The organism is Vibrio sp. KUL80 (assembly GCF_059725495.1).
Genome location: NZ_AP045841.1, coordinates 2636543 through 2656010, shown reverse-complemented (window position 1 = coordinate 2656010; position 19468 = coordinate 2636543). Strand labels below are relative to the sequence as shown.

The window sequence follows — 19468 nt, the reverse complement described above, 5'->3', positions numbered from 1 at the left end:
ATCACTCTATGTTGGTCTGATTTAAAGGTCGCGTATTTTATACCCAACTTGGCGTTAAGTCACTTAACTCATGCGTTTTTGATGACGTTCGCGGTTTTCAAGCTTCTTCTCTTGGCTCTTTCTAAGCATGACATAGACAGCGCCACTACCGCCATGGAAGCGTTGAGCACTGTGAACACACTGTACATCCTTAATCTGAGTCAGCCAGTTAGCCAAGTAACTTTTCATCAAAGCAGGCGGATTAGAACGTTCACCACGACCATGGACTATGATGACGGTTCGAATATCCATTCGCATGCATTGCTGCAAGAACTTAATGACTTCATCTCGCGCTTCTTTGAGAGTGCGGCGGTGTAAGTCGAGTTTCGCCTGTAGAGGATATTTACCTAGTCGAAGTTTCCGGTAAACCCCTTCCTGAACGCCGTCACGTTTGAACTCTATGATGTCATCGGGCTTCACCATAGGGGCGAAATCGATAGAGAGGTATTCAGGATCTTGTTCAGAGAGCCACAGCGCAGCCTGACGTTTTGCCAGTTGCGAGTCAGATACTTGGTGGGACTTTTTTAATTCGACGGTGTCGTTTTGAATAGGCTTTACATCGCCCATCATTTGTTGAAATAGGTCTAGATCATCGTCTTGAGACATAACTGCATCTCGAATAAGCCAATTTATTTGGAGTATATACGAAGTCGAGCAAAAAGTGAGAGCAATAAAAAACCGGAGTGAACAGGCGATCCACTCCGGTGCATAGCAGTTTTCTATTCAAAAATAGAAGCTAAGCGATTCTAGTGAGGAGATTTGTCATTCATTACCTTATAAATGAAGAAAGCACCGTAAAACAGCATTAAACCAAACGCTCCAAAGATAACGATCATTGAAGAGAGGCCTACTGCATTACCAAATAGGAGATCAAGCCAAAAATCCATGTTTCCTCCAAAAAGTAGTGATGACAGGGTTACGTTAACGGTTGGTTTAAAAGTGAACACTGATCTGGATCAATTGTACTCGGAGTGTTAATAACCTGTATGTGAGTGTGTGTATACGGTCACATTTTTCGTGCTTCTGGCTAGTTGATGAGCAAACAGAGCTGTTTTGGAAAAAAGATGCCACAAAAGCCTTGCGCGCCTGAGAATTATCAGTAATATACGCATCCGTTGACGGGCAATAAGCCAATCAGCAATCTCGGTGAATAGCGCAGCTTGGTAGCGCATCTGGTTTGGGACCAGAGGGTCGGGGGTTCGAATCCCTCTTCACCGACCACTTTTAGAAAAGCCTCGCTTAATAGCGAGGCTTTTTGCGTTTTGGCGAAAAGTAATTCTGTAAATGATGTGCCCGGTTTGTACAACGCTCACTGCGCTGCGCCAGTTATAAAATAGGCGATGCGACGATAGGAGCTAGCCTACGGTTCTTCTCCTAATATAGGGGGAGTTAGAGGGGGTAAAATGCGGTTAATTCAAAGCGATTAATGGTTTCAGTGCCTTTCTCTGAGCAATAAGCTCACTGTTGCTTCGAGCGCGTTGACATTTCACCGCATTCACCCCTCCCCAGCCTCCCCTTGGTAAGGGGAGGAGCAAAAAGCCCACTACGCGACTATGACTAAAAATAGGCGATGCGACGCTAGGAGCTAGCCTACGGTTCTCCTCCTAATGTAGGGGGAGTTAGAGTGGGTAAAATGCGATGAAGTTAAAGCGAGTGATGTTTTCAGTACTTTTCTCTGAGCAATAAGTTCACTTTGGTTCCGAGCTCATTGACAGTTCACCGCATTCACCCCTCCCAGCCTCCCCTTAGCAAGGGGAGGAGCACAACGCTCGCTGCGCTAGTTATAAAATAGGCGATGCGACGCTAAGAGCTATCCTACGGTTCTCCCCCAATATAGGGGGAGCTAGAGCTGTCTCTTGATCACAAGTCTGGATCAAGAGACTTTGCTAGATCATACCCCTCAACAATATCTTGCAGTCTAAACCAACCTTCCCAGAGTCGTTCCCATCCAACTCGGCCAGTTCGCTTAGTGTCATGCCAGTTGGCCAGTTTCCCCAGATTGAGGTATGCCCAGTGTAAGTGTGGTGGCTTCTTTGGGAGACGTTTTTTCTCTCTTTTTAACCAAAGTAATTTCCAAGCCTTGGGGCTTAGTATCTGTTCGCAACTCACTTTCTTAGCTCTATCTTTTTCTAAACCCAAGTATCGAAGTTGCTGAATTCGGCATGCTATAAAGCTAAGTAAAACAATCATTTTCTCTAGATTGGCTCTGCTTTGCATACGTAGGTTTTCAACTTGAGTTCCTCCTGTCTTCCACGACTTATGGAAGTCTTCAATTAACCAGCGTCGCTCGTAATATTCTAGGATGGTGATGGCTTGTTTTTTTGGTTCTCACAGGTTCAGAAGTCAGAATATGCCAGCACAACCCCTTGCTATTACCTTGTTCAATGCAACTTACGTAATTAAGTTGAACCGGCTCTCCCTTCTTGGTCGATGGAACTTTGAGCGTCACAGGTGCGTAGCGAATATCACATATCGCTTCTCGTGCTTTTCGCCCACCTCTCTGCATCACTGGAACCGTTCGCTCACCTGCACTTTTAAGCGAAGAACCGAAAGAGTAGAGTTTATCGTCTGACTCCTCTATACAACGAGCCTGCATGGAGCGAACAATAAATCTCTGATTATTTTCTGTTTTATACGTCAGGTACTCATACAGATCTGCTTCTCTATCACAGACAGAAATGACGTGCTCCATTGTATCGCCCAGTCGTTCTGCTACTTTGCGAGAGGCTTGTTCCCATTTATAGCTTTCTTTCTCTTTATATGGACGCTTGGGCTGCGTTTCACTTTTTCCTTTCTCAGCTATATTTCGGGTCCAGCGGTGCTGTTCAATCAAGCCCACAACATGGTGTTGCTTAGGAGAAAAAAGCAACACTGAGTGAGCTTGAAAACCTTTCGATTTCTCGTAACGAGTCGTGTGCCCTAGCTCTTTAGATACAGTTTTGTGGGTAAAGCTTAACGAGGTTGTGTCTTCAAGGGCAAGCAATGTCCCTAAGCCTTTCGCAGACTCAGCAGTCGCAGAGAAACCTGCTTCTGCAATGTCGTCTGCTTTGATGTCTTCGTTTCGAATGAACCGATAAGCGGCTTCAATATCGGCTGGATTAGAGAGAGATTGCAACACAGATTTCCCTATATGGCTGGCTATTGAGCTCGCAAGAGAAACAAGCCGACGGGTACGTCGTGGGTCACCAAGCTGAGCATCATTAAAAGTGGCTTTGGCCCATTTTGCAGTATCTGTGATGAACATGTCGATATCCGTGTTGTTTTAGATATCGTTTAGATCGCAGTTAAATCAATAAGTTTAATAAAATAGCGCAAGGATTAACCTTGCGCTATTTGTGTATGAAAGACAGGAGCTAGAGGGGGTAAAATGCGATGAAGTTAAAGCGAGTGATGTTTTCAGTACTTTTCTCTGAGCAATAAGTTCACTTTGGTTCCGAGCTCATTGACAGTTCACCGCATTCACCCCTCCCAGCCTCCCCTTAGTAAGGGGAGGAGCACAACGCTTGCAGCGCTCCGCTAACTATAAATAGGCGATGCGACGATAGGAGCTAGCCTTGGTTCTCCCCCTAATATAGGGGGAGCTAGAGCTGTCTCTTGATCACAAGTCTGGATCAAGAGACTTTGCTAGATCATACCCCTCAACAATATCTTGCAGTCTAAACCAACCTTCCCAGAGTCGTTCCCATCCAACTCGGCCAGTTCGCTTAGTGTCATGCCAGTTGGCCAGTTTCCCCAGATTGAGGTATGCCCAGTGTAAGTGTGGTGGCTTCTTTGGGAGACGTTTTTTCTCTCTTTTTAACCAAAGTAATTTCCAAGCCTTGGGGCTTAGTATCTGTTCGCAACTCACTTTCTTAGCTCTATCTTTTTCTAAACCCAAGTATCGAAGTTGCTGAATTCGGCATGCTATAAAGCTAAGTAAAACAATCATTTTCTCTAGATTGGCTCTGCTTTGCATACGTAGGTTTTCAACTTGAGTTCCTCCTGTCTTCCACGACTTATGGAAGTCTTCAATTAACCAGCGTCGCTCGTAATATTCTAGGATGGTGATGGCTTGTTTTTTGGTTCTCACAGGTTCAGAAGTCAGAATATGCCAGCACAACCCCTTGCTATTACCTTGTTCAATGCAACTTACGTAATTAAGTTGAACCGGCTCTCCCTTCTTGGTCGATGGAACTTTGAGCGTCACAGGTGCGTAGCGAATATCACATATCGCTTCTCGTGCTTTTCGCCCACCTCTCTGCATCACTGGAACCGTTCGCTCACCTGCACTTTTAAGCGAAGAACCGAAAGAGTAGAGTTTATCGTCTGACTCCTCTATACAACGAGCCTGCATGGAGCGAACAATAAATCTCTGATTATTTTCTGTTTTATACGTCAGGTACTCATACAGATCTGCTTCTCTATCACATACAGAAATGACGTGCTCCATTGTATCGCCCAGTCGTTCTGCTACTTTGCGAGAGGCTTGTTCCCATTTATAGCTTTCTTTCTCTTTATATGGACGCTTGGGCTGCGTTTCACTTTTTCCTTTCTCAGCTAAATTTCGGGTCCAGCGGTGCTGTTCAATCAAGCCCACAACATGGTGTTGCTTAGGAGAAAAAAGCAACACTGAGTGAGCTTGAAAACCTTTCGATTTCTCGTAACGAGTCGTGTGCCCTAGCTCTTTAGATACAGTTTTGTGGGTAAAGCTTAACGAGGTTGTGTCTTCAAGGGCAAGCAATGTCCCTAAGCCTTTCGCAGACTCAGCAGTCGCAGAGAAACCTGCTTCTGCAATGTCGTCTGCTTTGATGTCTTCGTTTCGAATGAACCGATAAGCGGCTTCAATATCGGCTGGATTAGAGAGAGATTGCAACACAGATTTCCCTATATGGCTGGCTATTGAGCTCGCAAGAGAAACAAGCCGACGGGTACGTCGTGGGTCACCAAGCTGAGCATCATTAAAAGTGGCTTTGGCCCATTTTGCAGTATCTGTGATGAACATGTCGATATCCGTGTTGTTTTAGATATCGTTTAGATCGCAGTTAAATCAATAAGTTTAATAAAATAGCGCAAGGATTAACTTGCGCTATTTGTGTATGAAAGACAGGAGCTAGAGGGGGTAAAATGCGGTTAATTCAAAGCGATTAATGGTTTCAGTGCCTTTCTCTGAGCAATACGTTCACTTTCGTTCCAAGCGCGTTGACAGTTCACCGCATTCACCCCTCCCAGCCTCCCCTTGGTAAGGGGGGGAGCAAAAAGCCCACTGCGCGGCGATGACTAAAAATAGGCGATGTGACGCTATAAGCTTAAGCTGCAACAACCTCACGGCGCGCCATTACCTTACCAATAACACCTTCCACACCCAGCACAGCAAAGATAATTGCGAAAAAAGCAACCACACCACCAAACGCACCTGTAAATGCAACATGCTGACCAAACAGAACGGCAATAACAGCCATGGCGACAAACTTAGAGCCCACCAAAATAATGTATGACGAAACACCTCGTTTCAGTTTTGGTAATGTTTTATGGGTTAGAAAGTGCGATGCCATCACTTTCTCTAGTGAGATAGCCCCTTTCAGCATACTCGCAAGGACCACCGAGGCGAGTACCGCCACTTCCAAGCTCGCGATGAAAACCCAATCCCAAGAAGCGTTGAGTAGCAACAATACGATAGTCGTGATAACAGAGCTGATAGCGATATCTTTAAGCATTTTCATAAATTGATTCCTCTTGGAGTTGTTCTTGCTGACAGGGCTAAGGTATCAATTGTGGAGCGGCGCCATTTACCATTTTACGCCATCGATAAAGACACTCTGATGTTCTATTGTCACACATTTAGTGGGTTTATTTGACCTTTGTTTGAGTAGGGTTATACTGAGGTCAGTTTTGCTCCTATTTGTAAATCTCCCAATCGGGGGACCCCCTGAGAGCGTCAAAATTTCTCAATTTAGATTTGTTCTACCACTGTGACACGAGTCACACATGCAGCTTACTTGCTGATGGCTCGTTGTACTTGCCGTATAGGTTCCTATTTAAAATCATAGACTTTGGTCTATTTGTATGATTAATTGTAATTTGTATGATTAATAGGTGCCCATTCATACATGGTCAAATGCCATGTCAAATCAACGCGTAAGATCAGTGGGTTATGTGTCATCTGTCTAAAAAGAGATAGCTCTATGAATGTAATTATCAATGGTCAAACGTATCTTCTAAGAGAGCGCAAAAGCATCCTTGATGTGGCCAAAGATATTAAAGTTGAGGTCCCATCGCTCTGCTCAATCAGTAAGCATGCTGAGAAGCAGTCTTGCGACATGTGCGTCGTTGAAGTCGTTGGTGAAGGCGTGGTCAAAGCCTGTGAGACTCAGATCCAAGATGGGATGACGATAGTGACCGAGTCCGCTCAGCTTAATAATCTGCGACGAGAAGCCCTCAATAAGATTTTCGCTGACCACAATGCTGACTGTGAAGCGCCATGTAAAGTGGCTTGCCCTGCTAACGTCGATATTCAAACCTACTTACACCACATCGCTCAGGCTGATCATCATCAAGCCGTCAAAGTGATTAAAGATACGCTGCCGATGCCAATCTCGATTGGTCGTGTTTGTCCTGCGTTTTGTGAGCATGAGTGCCGACGAAGCTTGGTAGATGAGCCTCTAGCGATTCGCCAGCTCAAACGTCACGCAGCAGATATTGATTTGTCACTGGCCGAGCAGTTTGAACCACCAAAACTGCCGTACAACGGGCATCGTGTTGCGATTGTCGGTGCGGGTCCCGGTGGTCTGGCTTGCGGTTACTACCTGAGTTACCAAGGCTTTGCTGTCGATGTCTTTGAATCAATGCCGCAAGCTGGTGGTTGGTTGCGCTATGGCATTCCTGAGTACCGCTTACCAAAAGACATTCTCGATAAAGAAATTGAACTTATGTGTCGCGGCGGGATGCGTATTCATACCAATACGCTTCTTGGCCAAGACGTTTCTCTCGATGAATTGACTGAGAATTATGAAGCGGTATGTTTGGCCGTTGGCGCGACCAAAGCGGTGAACATGCCATATCCCGGCTCTGATCTGGAAGGGTGTATTCTGGGTGTTGATTTTCTCAAAGATCATATGACCGAGAGGCACTTTAGCATTGGCAAAAAAGTCGCCATCATTGGCGGCGGTAATACGGCGATCGACTGCGCGCGAACTGCGGTTCGTGAAGGGGCCGACACGACTATCATTTATCGTCGTACTCGCAACGAGATGCCAGCCGAACTGCATGAGATTGAAGCTGCTGAGCTAGAAGGCGTCAAATTTAAATTCTTAACCAACCCGAAAGCCAACCATGCTGACTCGACAGGTCGTGTTCAGTCGATTGAGTTGGAGATCATGGCTCTAGGTGAGCCTGATAGCTCAGGCCGTCGTCGTCCGGTATCAACCGGCGAAACCGAGACCATTGAGTTTGATACGGTAATCTCAGCGCTATCACAAAAGCCTGATACCGAGTTTCTAAAATCTGCAATACAATCGCTGCCACTGACTGATTGGGGTACAGCGTCTGCTGACAACGACTCCATGCACCATGGCTACAACGTCTACAGTATTGGTGATTTTAGACGTGGTCCTGCTACGGCCATTGAAGCGATTGCCGACGGCAAGAAAGCGGCGGATGCTATTGAGCGCTATATTCTCGAAGGGCACTTTAAACCTGAGCCAGCGCCGTTCAATAGCCGCAAGGCAGAGCGTCTTACTGAGGTTCGTCAAACTGAATACCTACAAGAGCGTGCGAAATCACGAGCAAAAGCGGATCATCTTGATGTAGAACTTTGTCAGTCTAGCTACCAAGAAGTTGAGCTTGGGATGACAGATTCGGATGCTATTGCCGAAGCTGCGCGCTGTCTAGAGTGTGGTTGCCAAGCCAACACTCAGTGCGATCTCCGAGATTATGCTACAGAATATCAGGTCGATTATCGAGAGATTAATACTGAAGAACGCAAGATGTTCCCAGTCGATAAATCCAGTGAGTTCATTGTCTTCGACGCTAACCGCTGTATTAGCTGTGGCTCGTGTGTTCATGCCTGTCAAACCGAGTCGGTGCATGGCATTCTCAACTTCTCTGAATCTTCGCACCGCCCATCGTTCCCAGATGGAGCGACTATGGGTGACAGTAACTGTGTGCAGTGTGGCGCCTGTGTTCAGGTGTGCCCAACAGGGGCACTTGCCGATAAGCGCGATAAGTCACATAGCCGCGTAGAAATGCTGACGCCGGTGAAAACTATCTGTACTTACTGCGGAGTTGGTTGTCGAGTTGAGCTCTATGTTGATGCTGCCAACAACAAAATCCGCTACGTGAAGGGAGATAAAACCTCACCCGTCAACCAAGGTATGCTTTGCGTGAAGGGACGCTTCGGTTTTGACTTTATACACAGCGAAGAGAGGCTGACCACGCCTCTTATCCGTAAGTCGGGTGAGTTAGTGCCTGCCTCGTGGGATGAAGCCGTTAGCTATGTCGCCGATAAGCTAAACAAAATTAAGTCTATGTATGGCAGTGACAGTCTTGCTGGCTTCTCTTCAGCGAAAACGACGAATGAAGATAACTACGCATTCCAAAAGCTATTTAGAAGAGAGATTGGTACCAACAATATCGACCATTGTGCGAGGCTTTGTCACTCATCAACGGTGACTGGGCTAGAAGCCTCCTTTGGTAGCGGTGCAATGACCAATGATATTCCGAGCATTGCCCATTCTGACGTTATCTTTATCATTGGGTCAGACACCAGCGCTGCGCATCCAATTATCGCTTCACATATTAAGCAGGCGGTGACGAAGGGCGCGCGCCTGATTGTTGCCGATCCAAAACGTATTGATATGGCTGATCATGCCGAGCTCTATGTACGCCATCGCCCTGGCACAGATGTCATGCTACTCAATGCCATCATGCATGTGATTGATAAAAATGGCTGGCACGATAGCCAGTACATCAATGATCGCACCGAAGGTTACGATGAGTTCGTTAAAGAGATACGTAAAGATGCCTACAGCCCACGCAATGCAGCACTTGTCACTGGGGTTGCTGAGTTTGATATTGAGCGCCTCGCCGAGTTGATTGGTACCTCGAAGGTGACATCAGTCTATTACTCAATGGGGATCACTCAGCACACTACTGGACATGATAATGTGCGCTCGATTGCCAACCTGCAAATGCTGTGTGGTAACGTGGGCGTTGAAGGTGGCGGTATTAATCCGCTTCGCGGTCAATCCAATGTTCAGGGCTCTTGCGATATGGGTGCCTTGCCGACCGATTACCCTGGCTATCAAAAGGTGACCAATCCAGTCGTGCAGGCAAAGTTTGCCAAAGCTTGGAATTCAGACACTCTGCCTAAAGAGCGTGGTAAGACACTGACTGAAATCATCGATGGCGCTTGCGACGGTGATATCAAAGCGCTTTACGTGATGGGTGAGAACCCAGTACTCAGTGACCCAGATCAGGCGCACGCCGTTCATGGATTGAAATCCCTAGACTTCCTCGTGGTTCAGGACATCTTCTTAACCGAAACGGCTGAGCTCGCGGATGTGGTGTTACCGTCCTACTCGTTTGCGGAAAAAGCAGGGCACTTCACGAACACCGAGAGACGCGTACAGCGCTTGGTTCCTGCGGTGCAAGCACCGGGTGAAGCAAAAGAGGACTGGCGTATTATTCAGTCTATTGCCAATGCAATGGGCGGCGACTGGCAGTACCAAACGGTGCAAGAGATCACCGAGGAAATTGCCGATGTTACGCCGCAATACAGCGGTATTCGTTGGCAGTCGATTGGTAAAAACGGTTTGCAGTGGCCATGTAACGATGTGAAGCCTTTCGGTACTCGCATTATGCATAAGGACCAGTTTATCCGCGGTAAAGGGGCGATGGCTCCAATTCCATTTGAATATGCGGCTGAGCTTCCCGATGACGAGTTCCCAATGATTCTTACCACGGGTCGATTACTCGAGCAGTTCCATACAGGAACTATGACGCGCAAAACCAAAGGGCTGGATAACCTTGCTGGACCACGCATTATGATCAGCGTCGAGGATGCTGAAATGATAGGTGTGACCAATGGTCAGGATGTGAAGTTGGTGTCGCGACGTGGTGAGATTTCCGCACCTGCCTTTGTTACCAAACGGATGCAGCAGGGCGTTGTGTTTGTGCCGTTCCACTTTGCTGAATCGGCTGCGAATAAGCTGACCAATACAGCAACTGACCCGCACGCGAAGATCCCAGAGTTTAAAGTATCTGCAGTGCGGCTTGAGAAGGTCACTCAGATGGCTCATTAAATTTGCTCTACGCTTTAGGAGTATCGACAGGAGGTAAGCTATTTGGCTTGCCTCTTTTTTTTTCTATTTGATATAGAAAATGTGCATTAACGTATGTTTAGACTTATCTGGCCTCGAGTTGGACAAATTCCTATGTTTTAGTATGACGTCTTAGCGTTTAGAAATGCGTTCTAGCATTGATCGTTTAGATGAATCTGTAACCCTTGTTTCTACTTAACATTTAAAGCAGTTTTTTGCTCAGGCTGTTACGTTCATAGATGCTCTCAGATTAATGTTAAGCTAGCTTTGAGGTTCTTTTGGTGAAAAAACTTGGCTCAATTTCAAAGAATAGTGCGATATGTGTTGTAAAAACACCCATTTCGTCCTACATTGTAATCGTAGTGTAATAAAAAGGAGATATTGCCTATGCATCAAGAAATGATTCAACCTACCAACCTTGGCGTTATTAGTCGCACTTGCCTTTTCTCTCTAGGTACAGTGATCGCAGTTCTAGCGATGCTCTAATAACAGTACTTCTTAGGGGACAGCCCAAACGCTTCGATTCAATGCATTTTTTGCAATTAACAATCTTCGCAAATGGGCGTTCCTCTAGGCAAAACCTCAAAGTCCTAAATTTCAAAATCTTTCGCAATACCCACACTTTTCGTTTCTTTTTTAAATTTTCCTAACCTCTATACTCATATCAACTGTCTTTGTGCTCACGTAATGAGACTGATATGCCGCTGCTCGATCAAATCACCATCACTCACCGCTATGCGACGTTACCTGCTGGCTTCTATCAGTTCGTGGCGCCAACACCACTAGACAATCTGAGATGGGTGAGCTGGAATCAACCGTTGGCTGAACAGTTTGGATTCAGTCATGACGCACCTGAATCTGCGTGTTTACTAGATGCGCTCTCTGGCACTGTCTCTCATGACGCGTTTAAGCCGTTAGCGATGAAATACGCAGGGCACCAGTTTGGTATCTACAACCCAGATTTGGGTGATGGTCGGGGGCTACTTCTGGGTGAGTTGGTGTCGTTGGAAGGTGTTGTGTTCGATCTTCACCTAAAGGGAGCAGGACAAACACCATACTCTCGCATGGGAGATGGGCGTGCTGTGCTGCGTTCGACGATCCGCGAGTACCTTTGCAGCGAAGCGATGGCAGGGCTGGGCGTACCGACAACACGTGCACTGGGCATGATGGTGAGCGATACTCCTGTGTATCGAGAGAGAGTTGAGCAGGGGGCCTTGTTATTGCGCCTTGCAGAGTCACACATTAGGTTCGGGCATTTTGAGCATTTCTTTTATACCGAGCAGTATGACCAGCTCAAACAGTTGGCAGATAGGGTCATCGAGTGGCATTTCCCTGACTGTGAAACTTCCGAAAAACCTTATCTAACCATGTTTGAAAACATCGTGCAGCTTACCGCTGACATGGTTGCGCATTGGCAGACTAAAGGGTTTGCTCATGGGGTGATGAATACCGACAACATGTCGATTCTCGGTCAGACGTTTGATTATGGACCGTTTGGCTTTTTGGACGATTATGAGCCTGGGTATATCTGCAATCATTCCGATTACCAAGGGCGTTATGCGTTTAATAATCAGCCCTCGATTGCGCTTTGGAATTTGACCGCGCTAGCGCAGGCGTTAACACCCCTTATCGAACGTGCCGACTTGGACTCAACCCTTGAGAAATTTACTCCGCGACTTCAGAGCCAATACAGTGCTCAGATGCGCGCTAAGTTTGGCTTATTCACCAAACAGCCTGAAGATGGTGCTTTTTTTAGTGAGAGTTTCGATTTGATGGAAACGGCCAAAGTCGACTATACCCGTTTTTTCAGAGTGCTGTCTTGTCTCGATTCTGATGGCACTTCTGCGCTTGTTGACTTATTCGTTGATCAAAAGCTCGTTGATCGAAATAAAGCGGTGATGTGGCTGAACCAGTATTTGCAGCGCTGCGAAAAAGAGACACTTTCCGCATCTGAGCGCTGCGAAAAAATGCGCGAGGTGAACCCTAAGTACATACTGAGAAATTATTTGGCGCAACAAGCTATTGAACTCGCAGAGCAAGGGGATTTTTCGTTGGTCCATAGGCTCTCTGATGTGCTCAAAGCCCCTTATGATGAACAGCCAGAATACGACTACCTCGCTAAGTTACCACCCGACTGGGGTAAAAAGATGGCAATCAGTTGCTCGTCCTAGTGGGTGACAAATGCTCATTTGGTCATTTCCATGTCATTTTTGTGACCTCACGCAGAGCTAAGTAGCAAAATTTATAAACGAATCAATAATAACTCCCCGTCAAAACCCTTACACTGTAGGGATCGCAGTGCAGACTTAAGGGAACATAATGCAGGCTAAGACGCACATTCTAGTGGTTGATGATGACGAAGAAATCCGCCTATTGCTCGAAGAGTACCTAACTAAGGCGGGCTTTGAAGTGTCGGGGGCTGAAGATGGCGTGGAGATGGAGCTATTCATAAAAGCTAAAGGATACCCAGATCTTATCCTGCTCGATGTGATGTTGCCAGGTGATGATGGGTTTACCCTTTGTCAGCGTGTTAGGCGCGATTCGCAAGTACCTATCATCATGTTGACTGCGGTGTCCGATGAAACTGATCAAATCATTGGTCTAGAGATAGGGGCCGATGACTATATTGCTAAGCCATTTAGCCCGAGACAATTGATGGCTCGCATTAAGGCACTATTGCGCCGTGCGCATATCCATGAAGATAAACACGATGATACACCACCTCGCACCATCGATTTTGGTGACTGGCATTTAGATACGATTGCACACCGTATGACGAATAAGGTTAATGGGCGCAGTCATGACTTGTCTGGAAGTGACTTTGCGCTGTTGATGCTATTTTTGTCGCGTCCGAATGAAATCCTTGATAGGGATACGATTTCTTTTGCTACCCGAGGTCGTGAAGCGCTGCCTTATGAGCGAGGAATCGATGTTCAGTTGAGTCGAATTCGCAACAGACTGGGCACCAGTAAAACGTATCCTCACTACATTAAAACCATGCGTGGTAACGGCTACATTCTTTCTGTGCCGGTCGAATACGGTCAATAATTCATGTCTAGAACACGCTGGTTCAAGCGATTGAGCCCTAACTCCTTGGTAGCCCGCACGCTACTACTGACTTTACTGGCGGTTTTTTGCTCTCAGGGTGTTCTTACTGCAATTTGGTATCAGAAAACCAAGCAGGATGAACTCTCTGGTATTCGTGATACCTCAGCCAGTATGGCGACTATGTTTGCCTCCACGGTGACCTTTTTTCAAAGGTTGCCGATTAAGTACCGACATATCGTTTTAGACCAAATTCGCAATATGGGGGGAACGCGCTTCTTCGTCTCCTTTAACAGTGAAGAGCTGATTGTCGATCCGATTCCTGACACGCCGCTCAAGCTAGCGTCGATGCAATCTGTTACTCGGGTTTTAAAAGAGAAGTTGCCAACGATTGAAGCGGTGAAGGTCGATTTCTCGAAGGCTGAAAACTTAAGACTGCTTAAGAACGATATCTTTCTCAATGACTTGCCAAGATCATGGGCTCACCATACGTTGACCCTAGGACCTCTTGACCCTCCGATTCTCGTGGTCCAGCTCAAGCTCAAAGAGGGAGAATGGATTTACGTGGCGGCGCTATTACCGTCGCCTTACATGCAGCTAGATGACCGGATTTTCTCTCAGGACCAATTGGTCTTTTTGGTGATCTTTACTTCGCTATTGCTGGTGTTAACTTTCTTGCTGGTTCGTGCTCAGGTTAAGCCTTTAAGGCGGCTTGCTAAAGCCGCGAATGAGATGAGTATGGACATTGACCAGTCGCCGCTCAAAGAGGAAGGGGCGACGGAGCTCGTCACCGCGACGCGAGCATTTAATCGCATGCAAACCCGGATTCGAAAGTATGTGTCTGATAGAGAACATTTATTTTCTTCCATCTCTCATGACTTAAAAACACCCATTACTCGATTACGGCTGCGCGCAGAGCTGCTTGACGATGATGCCAAGCGCGACAAGTTCAACCAAGATCTCGATGATCTAGAAATGATGGTTAAAGGTGCGCTGCAGTGTGTTCGAGATACGGATTTGCATGAAAACAACGACTTTGTTGACCTTAATGAGATGATTCGAAACCTCTCTGAAACCTACAATCAAGTGCATACGCAAGTGAGCTTTACGGCGCTACCGATGGAGCCAGTTGTGCTTAAACCACTGGCCATTAAACGTGTGCTGACCAACCTTATCGACAATGCCGTCAAGTATGGCAAGCATGCGTTTGTATCCATTGAAGAGAACCCGACATGGATCATTGTCACAATTCTAGACAAAGGTAACGGCATTCCAGAATCTCAATTGGAAGCGGTTTTTGAGCCTTATACGCGCCTTGCAAATGATAAAGATGGCCACGGTTTAGGTTTAGGGATCTGCCGCAGTATCTTGCACGGCCTGGGCGGAGACCTTGTGCTACAAAATGCCGAGCAAGGTGGTTTAGAAGTGAAGATCTATATTCCGCCTAATTTAGAGGCTTAGTGATAGATTTCACAATGTAACATCCTTGTTACCTTGCGTTAACAGTTTGTTGCAGTGAGTGTTGCTGGTTTTTTCTACACTGTGTATCGAACAGGGGCAAGAATGGCCTTTTGTCTAATCCAATACATGGAAGATAACAATGAAAATGAATAAAACCCTACTGACTCTATCCCTCGCTGCAGCCACGCTACCTTCACTGTCTAGTGCAGGTGAAGTGGAAGTCCTTCACTGGTGGACCTCTGGTGGTGAGGCGAAATCCGTACAAGAACTGAAAGCGATGCTAGAAGAGCAAGGTCACTCATGGAAAGACTTTGCGGTAGCAGGCGGTGGCGGTGAAAGTGCGATGACAGTACTTAAGACGCGCGCTGTATCAGGTAACCCACCTTCAGCGGCTCAAATTAAAGGTCACGATATTCAAGAATGGGGCGGCCTTGGCTTTTTGACTAACCTAGACGACGTTGCACAGTCAGGTGGATGGGATGCTAGTGTCCCTAGCATGGTCACAGACGTCATGAAGTTTAATGGTGAGTATGTTGCGGTACCCGTCAACGTACACCGTGTTAACTGGCTTTGGGCGAACCCAGAAGTATTGAAAAAAGCGGGCGTAGAAGTGCCAAAGACCTTGGATGATTTCTTCGCTGCAGCAGAAAAAATCAAAGCAGCAGGTTTTATCCCTCTCGCTCACGGTGGTCAGCCATGGCAAGACGCAACCGTATTTGAAGCGATTGCTCTCGATGTGCTAGGTTCAGATGACTATCGCAAAGCGTTTGTAGACCTAGATATGGACACGCTATCTGGCGACAAGATGGTAGAAGTGTTCACTAAGTTCCAAAAAGTCCATGACTACATTGATGCGAACTCGCCAGGTCGTGATTGGAACGTTGCCACGTCTATGGTTATCAATGGTGAAGCGGCGATGCAAATCATGGGGGACTGGGCCAAAGGTGAATTTACCGCAGCAGGTAAGGTTCCGGGTAAAGACTATATCTGTGCACCAGCGCCTGGTACAGATGGACAGTTCACACACAACGTAGATAGCTTCGCTTTCTTTGAAATCAAAGATGAAACTAACGTCGCTGCGCAAAAAGCACTGGCAGCAACCATCTTGGATAAGGAGTTCCAAGAAGTATTCAACCTCAACAAGGGCTCAATCCCAGTTCGTACCGATATGGACATGAGCGCGTTTGACCAATGTGCACTGGACTCAATGGCGAGCTTCAAAGCGACAGCGAAAACGGGCGACCTAGTGCCAAGTATGGCGCACGGCATGTCGACCACCAGTTATGCGCAAGGCGCTATCTATGACGTGGTCACTAACTTCTTTAATGATCCAAACGCGGATCCAAAAGAAGCGGCACAGAAACTGGCGAAAGCTGTCAAAGCGGCTATCTAGTCACTTCCTCCTAAATCAAGCGTTATAGCTGACTCTCTCCCTGTAAAAGGGAGAGAGCGGTGCCTTGCACCCTTAACGCTTGCTCAATTCCGAAAGCAGTTATTAGTAAGGAAAGGTTATGGAGCAGGCTTTGAATGCACAAGACTCAAATAAGCAGTCCGCGCCAAAACTCAGCTTAGTAGATCGCCTTCAACATTGGCTACCTAAGATTGTCATGGCACCGACCATGCTCGTCACTGTAGTGTGTATCTACGGGTTTATTTTTTGGACCGCGGCGGTCTCATTGACCAACTCGCGTTTTCTTCCGTCGTTTAATTTCGTCGGCTTTGCTCAATATGAGAAGCTGATGGACAATGACCGATGGATCACCTCAATCACCAACCTTGGCATCTTCGGGGTGCTGTTTATGCTTATTGCGATTGTCCTTGGTGTAGGGCTGGCAATATTGCTCGATCAGAATATCCGCCAAGAGGGCGCGATACGTACGATTTATCTCTATCCTATGGCGCTCTCTTTCATCGTGACGGGTACGGCATGGAAATGGATCTTAAACCCAGGTCTGGGCATCGAAAAGCTGATGCATGACTGGGGATTCGAAAACTTTAAGTTTGACTGGCTGGTGAACTCCGATATGGCGGTCTACACGCTTGTAATAGCGGCAGTGTGGCAGTCATCGGGCTTTGTCATGGCGATGTTCTTAGCGGGTCTTCGCGGTATCGATTCGTCAATCATTAAGGCGGCGCAAATTGATGGGGCAAGCTTGCCAACCATCTATTGGAAAATCATTTTACCTTGTCTGCGCCCTGTGTTCTTTAGTGCAGTCATTATCACTTCTCATATCGCCATTAAGAGCTTTGACTTGGTGACGGCGATGACGGCAGGCGGACCGGGTTACTCTTCTGACTTACCAGCTCTGTTCATGTACGCGCATTCATTTACCCGTGGCCAGATCGGTCTTGGTGCAGCCAGTGCGATGATGATGCTAGCGGGGATATTGGCAATTTTGGTTCCGTACTTGTACTCAGAGCTTAGGGAGAAGAAATCATGAATACGTCGATGAATCTTTCTAGACTCTTTATCTACTCGGCGCTGACCTTCTTCTGCTTGGTATATCTAATGCCGCTGTTTGTCATGGTCATTACCTCATTTAAGACACTGCCTGACATTAAAGCGGGCAACCTAATGTCACTGCCCACGGAGTGGGTGTTCGATGCATGGAGCAAAGCTTGGAGCAGCGCTTGTACTGGTGTGAAATGTGAAGGGGTAAAGAGTTACTTTTGGAACTCATTCCAAATGGTGATTCCTGCTGTGGCTATCTCGACACTACTTGGTGCCTTTAACGGCTACGTTATCACTAAGTGGAAGTTTCGAGGCTCTGATCTGTTTTTCAGCCTGCTGCTGTTTGGATGCTTCATCCCATTCCAAGTTATCTTGCTACCAATGGCCGCGCTACTCGGCAAACTGGGTCTCGCGAACACAACCGCAGGTTTGGTGGCGGTACACGTTATCTATGGTATGGCGTTTACGACTCTGTTCTTCCGTAACTTCTACATTGCGGTGCCAGATGAACTCGTCAAAGCAGCCAAATTGGATGGCGCAGGCTTTTTCACTATCTTCTTTAAAATTCTGCTGCCACTCTCAACACCTATCATTATGGTGACAGTGATTTGGCAGTTCACCTCAATTTGGAATGACTTCTTGTTCGGGGTCGTCTATTCAGGCTCTGAGACGCAGCCAATAACGGTGGCGCTCAACAACTTGGTCAACACGAGTACTGGTGTCAAAGAGTACAACGTTGATATGGCCGCTGCGATCATCGCTGCGTTGCCAACGCTGGTGGTCTACGTACTGGCAGGGAAGTATTTTGTTCGCGGTCTCACTGCGGGTTCAGTAAAAGGATAATCAACATGGCAGCTTTAGAACTTAAACAGATCCGCAAAACCTATCGCAATGCGGACAACGAAACCCTTAAAGGTATCGATATCAGTATCGATTCTGGTGAGTTCCTTATTCTTGTAGGGCCATCCGGCTGCGGTAAATCAACCTTGATGAACACCATCGCGGGTCTTGAGGATATCAGCGCAGGTGAGATTGTGATTGATGGTCGCGATGTGGCTCAAGTGCAGCCGAAAGATCGCGATATTGCTATGGTGTTTCAATCCTATGCTCTTTACCCAAATATGACAGTGCGTGGCAATATTGCCTTCGGATTAAAGATCCGCAAGATGCCACAGGAGCAGATCGATGCGGAAGTTAATCGCGTTGCTGAGATGCTACAAATCGACCACCTTCTTGACCGCAAACCATCGCAGCTTTCGGGTGGTCAGAGGCAGAGGGTCGCGATGGGCCGAGCGCTCGCACGCCGTCCTAAGCTCTACTTGTTTGATGAGCCATTATCTAACCTGGATGCGAAGTTGCGTGTCGAGATGCGCCATCAGATAAAGCGTCTACATCAGCAGTTAAACACAACGATTGTGTATGTAACGCATGATCAAATCGAAGCGATGACGCTCGCAGATCGCATCGCAGTTATGAAGGATGGTGAGTTGCAGCAATTGGGTACACCAAAAGAGATCTATAACGAGCCAAACAACATGTTTGTCGCAGGATTTATGGGCTCTCCGTCGATGAACTTCATTAAGACTCGTGTTGATTTAGATGAGAACGACAAGCCGATTATTCGTGTGGTCTCTGGCGACAATCAGCAGCACGTTGTCGCACTGCCTGACTCATTACGTCCACAAGACGGCAATGAGATTGTGATTGGTCTGCGTCCTGAACACATCACGGAAAAGCTCGAAGAAGAGACGGCCGTTGCGACTCAAGTCAGCCTTAAATTGGAAGTGCTTGAGCCAACAGGCCCTGATGTGATTGCGATGGTTAAGGTCAATGAACAAGAGGTGGCGTGTCGCTTATCTCCTGAGTTTGATGCCTCTGTAGGGCAGGTCGCACCACTCTATTTTGATATGTCTAAGGCGGTGTTTTTTGATGCTGGGACCGAGGAGAGGTTATTAGTGTAGGGATGTGAGGTATTACTGCTTCGCATTTTGAGAGCTGATCCCTCAGAGCCGGGGGAGCTAGAGTGGGTCAGCTCTTTTTTTGATACTTGGTCATTTCCCACCAATTCCTCAAATCCCAATGTGTCATTTTCCACCCATTGTCATACGACAGAAGCGTTCGTGCATTGCTAGATATGATCTATGTTATTGAAAAATATAAGTTATCTAACCTTGGC

The 19468-nt window shown here is 46.9% G+C and carries 12 protein-coding genes, 1 tRNA gene and 1 pseudogene; 9 read left to right on the top strand and 5 right to left on the bottom strand.

Annotated features, from left to right (window positions below; genetic code table 11):
* Positions 1-63: 63 nt before the first annotated feature.
* Both smrA and AC6I8U_RS12140 read right to left on the bottom strand, forming a co-directional pair.
* The gene (smrA, locus tag AC6I8U_RS12145) at positions 64-645 is read right to left on the bottom strand and encodes a DNA endonuclease SmrA (protein ID WP_042473948.1); all 582 of its coding nucleotides are present in this window, start codon (positions 643-645) and stop codon (positions 64-66) included.
* Positions 646-785: 140 nt separating this feature from the next.
* On the bottom strand, positions 786-926 hold the full coding sequence (locus tag AC6I8U_RS12140; protein ID WP_042473952.1) for a DUF3149 domain-containing protein: 141 nt from the start codon (positions 924-926) through the stop codon (positions 786-788).
* Positions 927-1183: 257 nt separating this feature from the next.
* Between AC6I8U_RS12140 and AC6I8U_RS12135 the strand changes: the two genes are divergently transcribed.
* Positions 1184-1260 (top strand) — tRNA-Pro (locus tag AC6I8U_RS12135).
* 639 nt (positions 1261-1899) lie between these two features.
* Here AC6I8U_RS12135 and AC6I8U_RS12130 read toward each other — a convergent pair.
* From AC6I8U_RS12130 to AC6I8U_RS12120, 3 genes and pseudogenes are all read right to left on the bottom strand, one after another.
* Positions 1900-3283: pseudogene (locus AC6I8U_RS12130) on the bottom strand (IS4 family transposase).
* Between the two features lie 354 nt (positions 3284-3637).
* Positions 3638-5020 (bottom strand): IS4 family transposase, encoded by a 1383-nt coding sequence (locus AC6I8U_RS12125; RefSeq protein WP_498016788.1) that lies wholly within the window; start codon positions 5018-5020, stop codon positions 3638-3640.
* 304 nt (positions 5021-5324) lie between these two features.
* A complete protein-coding gene (locus AC6I8U_RS12120) occupies positions 5325-5738 on the bottom strand; it encodes a hypothetical protein (RefSeq protein ID WP_498017034.1) in 414 nt (137 codons plus the stop codon).
* 462 nt (positions 5739-6200) lie between these two features.
* On the opposite strand from AC6I8U_RS12120, the gene fdhF reads away from it, so the two are divergent.
* The 8 genes from fdhF (at position 6201) to AC6I8U_RS12080 (ending at position 19253) form a co-directional block, all read left to right on the top strand.
* Complete coding sequence (gene fdhF / locus AC6I8U_RS12115; protein ID WP_498017033.1) at positions 6201-10316, top strand: formate dehydrogenase subunit alpha; 4116 nt, start codon at positions 6201-6203, stop codon at positions 10314-10316.
* A gap of 716 nt (positions 10317-11032) precedes the next feature.
* Positions 11033-12505 (top strand): protein adenylyltransferase SelO, encoded by a 1473-nt coding sequence (locus tag AC6I8U_RS12110; RefSeq protein WP_498017032.1) that lies wholly within the window; start codon positions 11033-11035, stop codon positions 12503-12505.
* A gap of 148 nt (positions 12506-12653) precedes the next feature.
* Positions 12654-13382, top strand: coding sequence for a response regulator (locus AC6I8U_RS12105; RefSeq protein WP_128649172.1), 729 nt, complete (start codon positions 12654-12656; stop codon positions 13380-13382).
* A 3-nt stretch (positions 13383-13385) separates the two neighbouring features.
* Positions 13386-14840, top strand: a complete 1455-nt coding sequence (locus AC6I8U_RS12100) for an ATP-binding protein (RefSeq protein ID WP_498017031.1) — start codon at positions 13386-13388, stop codon at positions 14838-14840.
* Between the two features lie 139 nt (positions 14841-14979).
* Positions 14980-16233, top strand: coding sequence for an ABC transporter substrate-binding protein (locus tag AC6I8U_RS12095; protein WP_498017030.1), 1254 nt, complete (start codon positions 14980-14982; stop codon positions 16231-16233).
* A 118-nt stretch (positions 16234-16351) separates the two neighbouring features.
* Positions 16352-17281 (top strand): carbohydrate ABC transporter permease, encoded by a 930-nt coding sequence (locus AC6I8U_RS12090; protein WP_252013732.1) that lies wholly within the window; start codon positions 16352-16354, stop codon positions 17279-17281.
* The gene (locus AC6I8U_RS12085) at positions 17278-18135 is read left to right on the top strand and encodes a carbohydrate ABC transporter permease (protein ID WP_042474016.1); all 858 of its coding nucleotides are present in this window, start codon (positions 17278-17280) and stop codon (positions 18133-18135) included. The genes AC6I8U_RS12090 and AC6I8U_RS12085 overlap by 4 nt, the downstream gene beginning before the upstream one ends.
* A 5-nt stretch (positions 18136-18140) precedes the next feature.
* Complete coding sequence (locus AC6I8U_RS12080) at positions 18141-19253, top strand: ABC transporter ATP-binding protein (protein WP_498017029.1); 1113 nt, start codon at positions 18141-18143, stop codon at positions 19251-19253.
* The last annotated feature ends 215 nt before the right edge of the window (positions 19254-19468 follow it).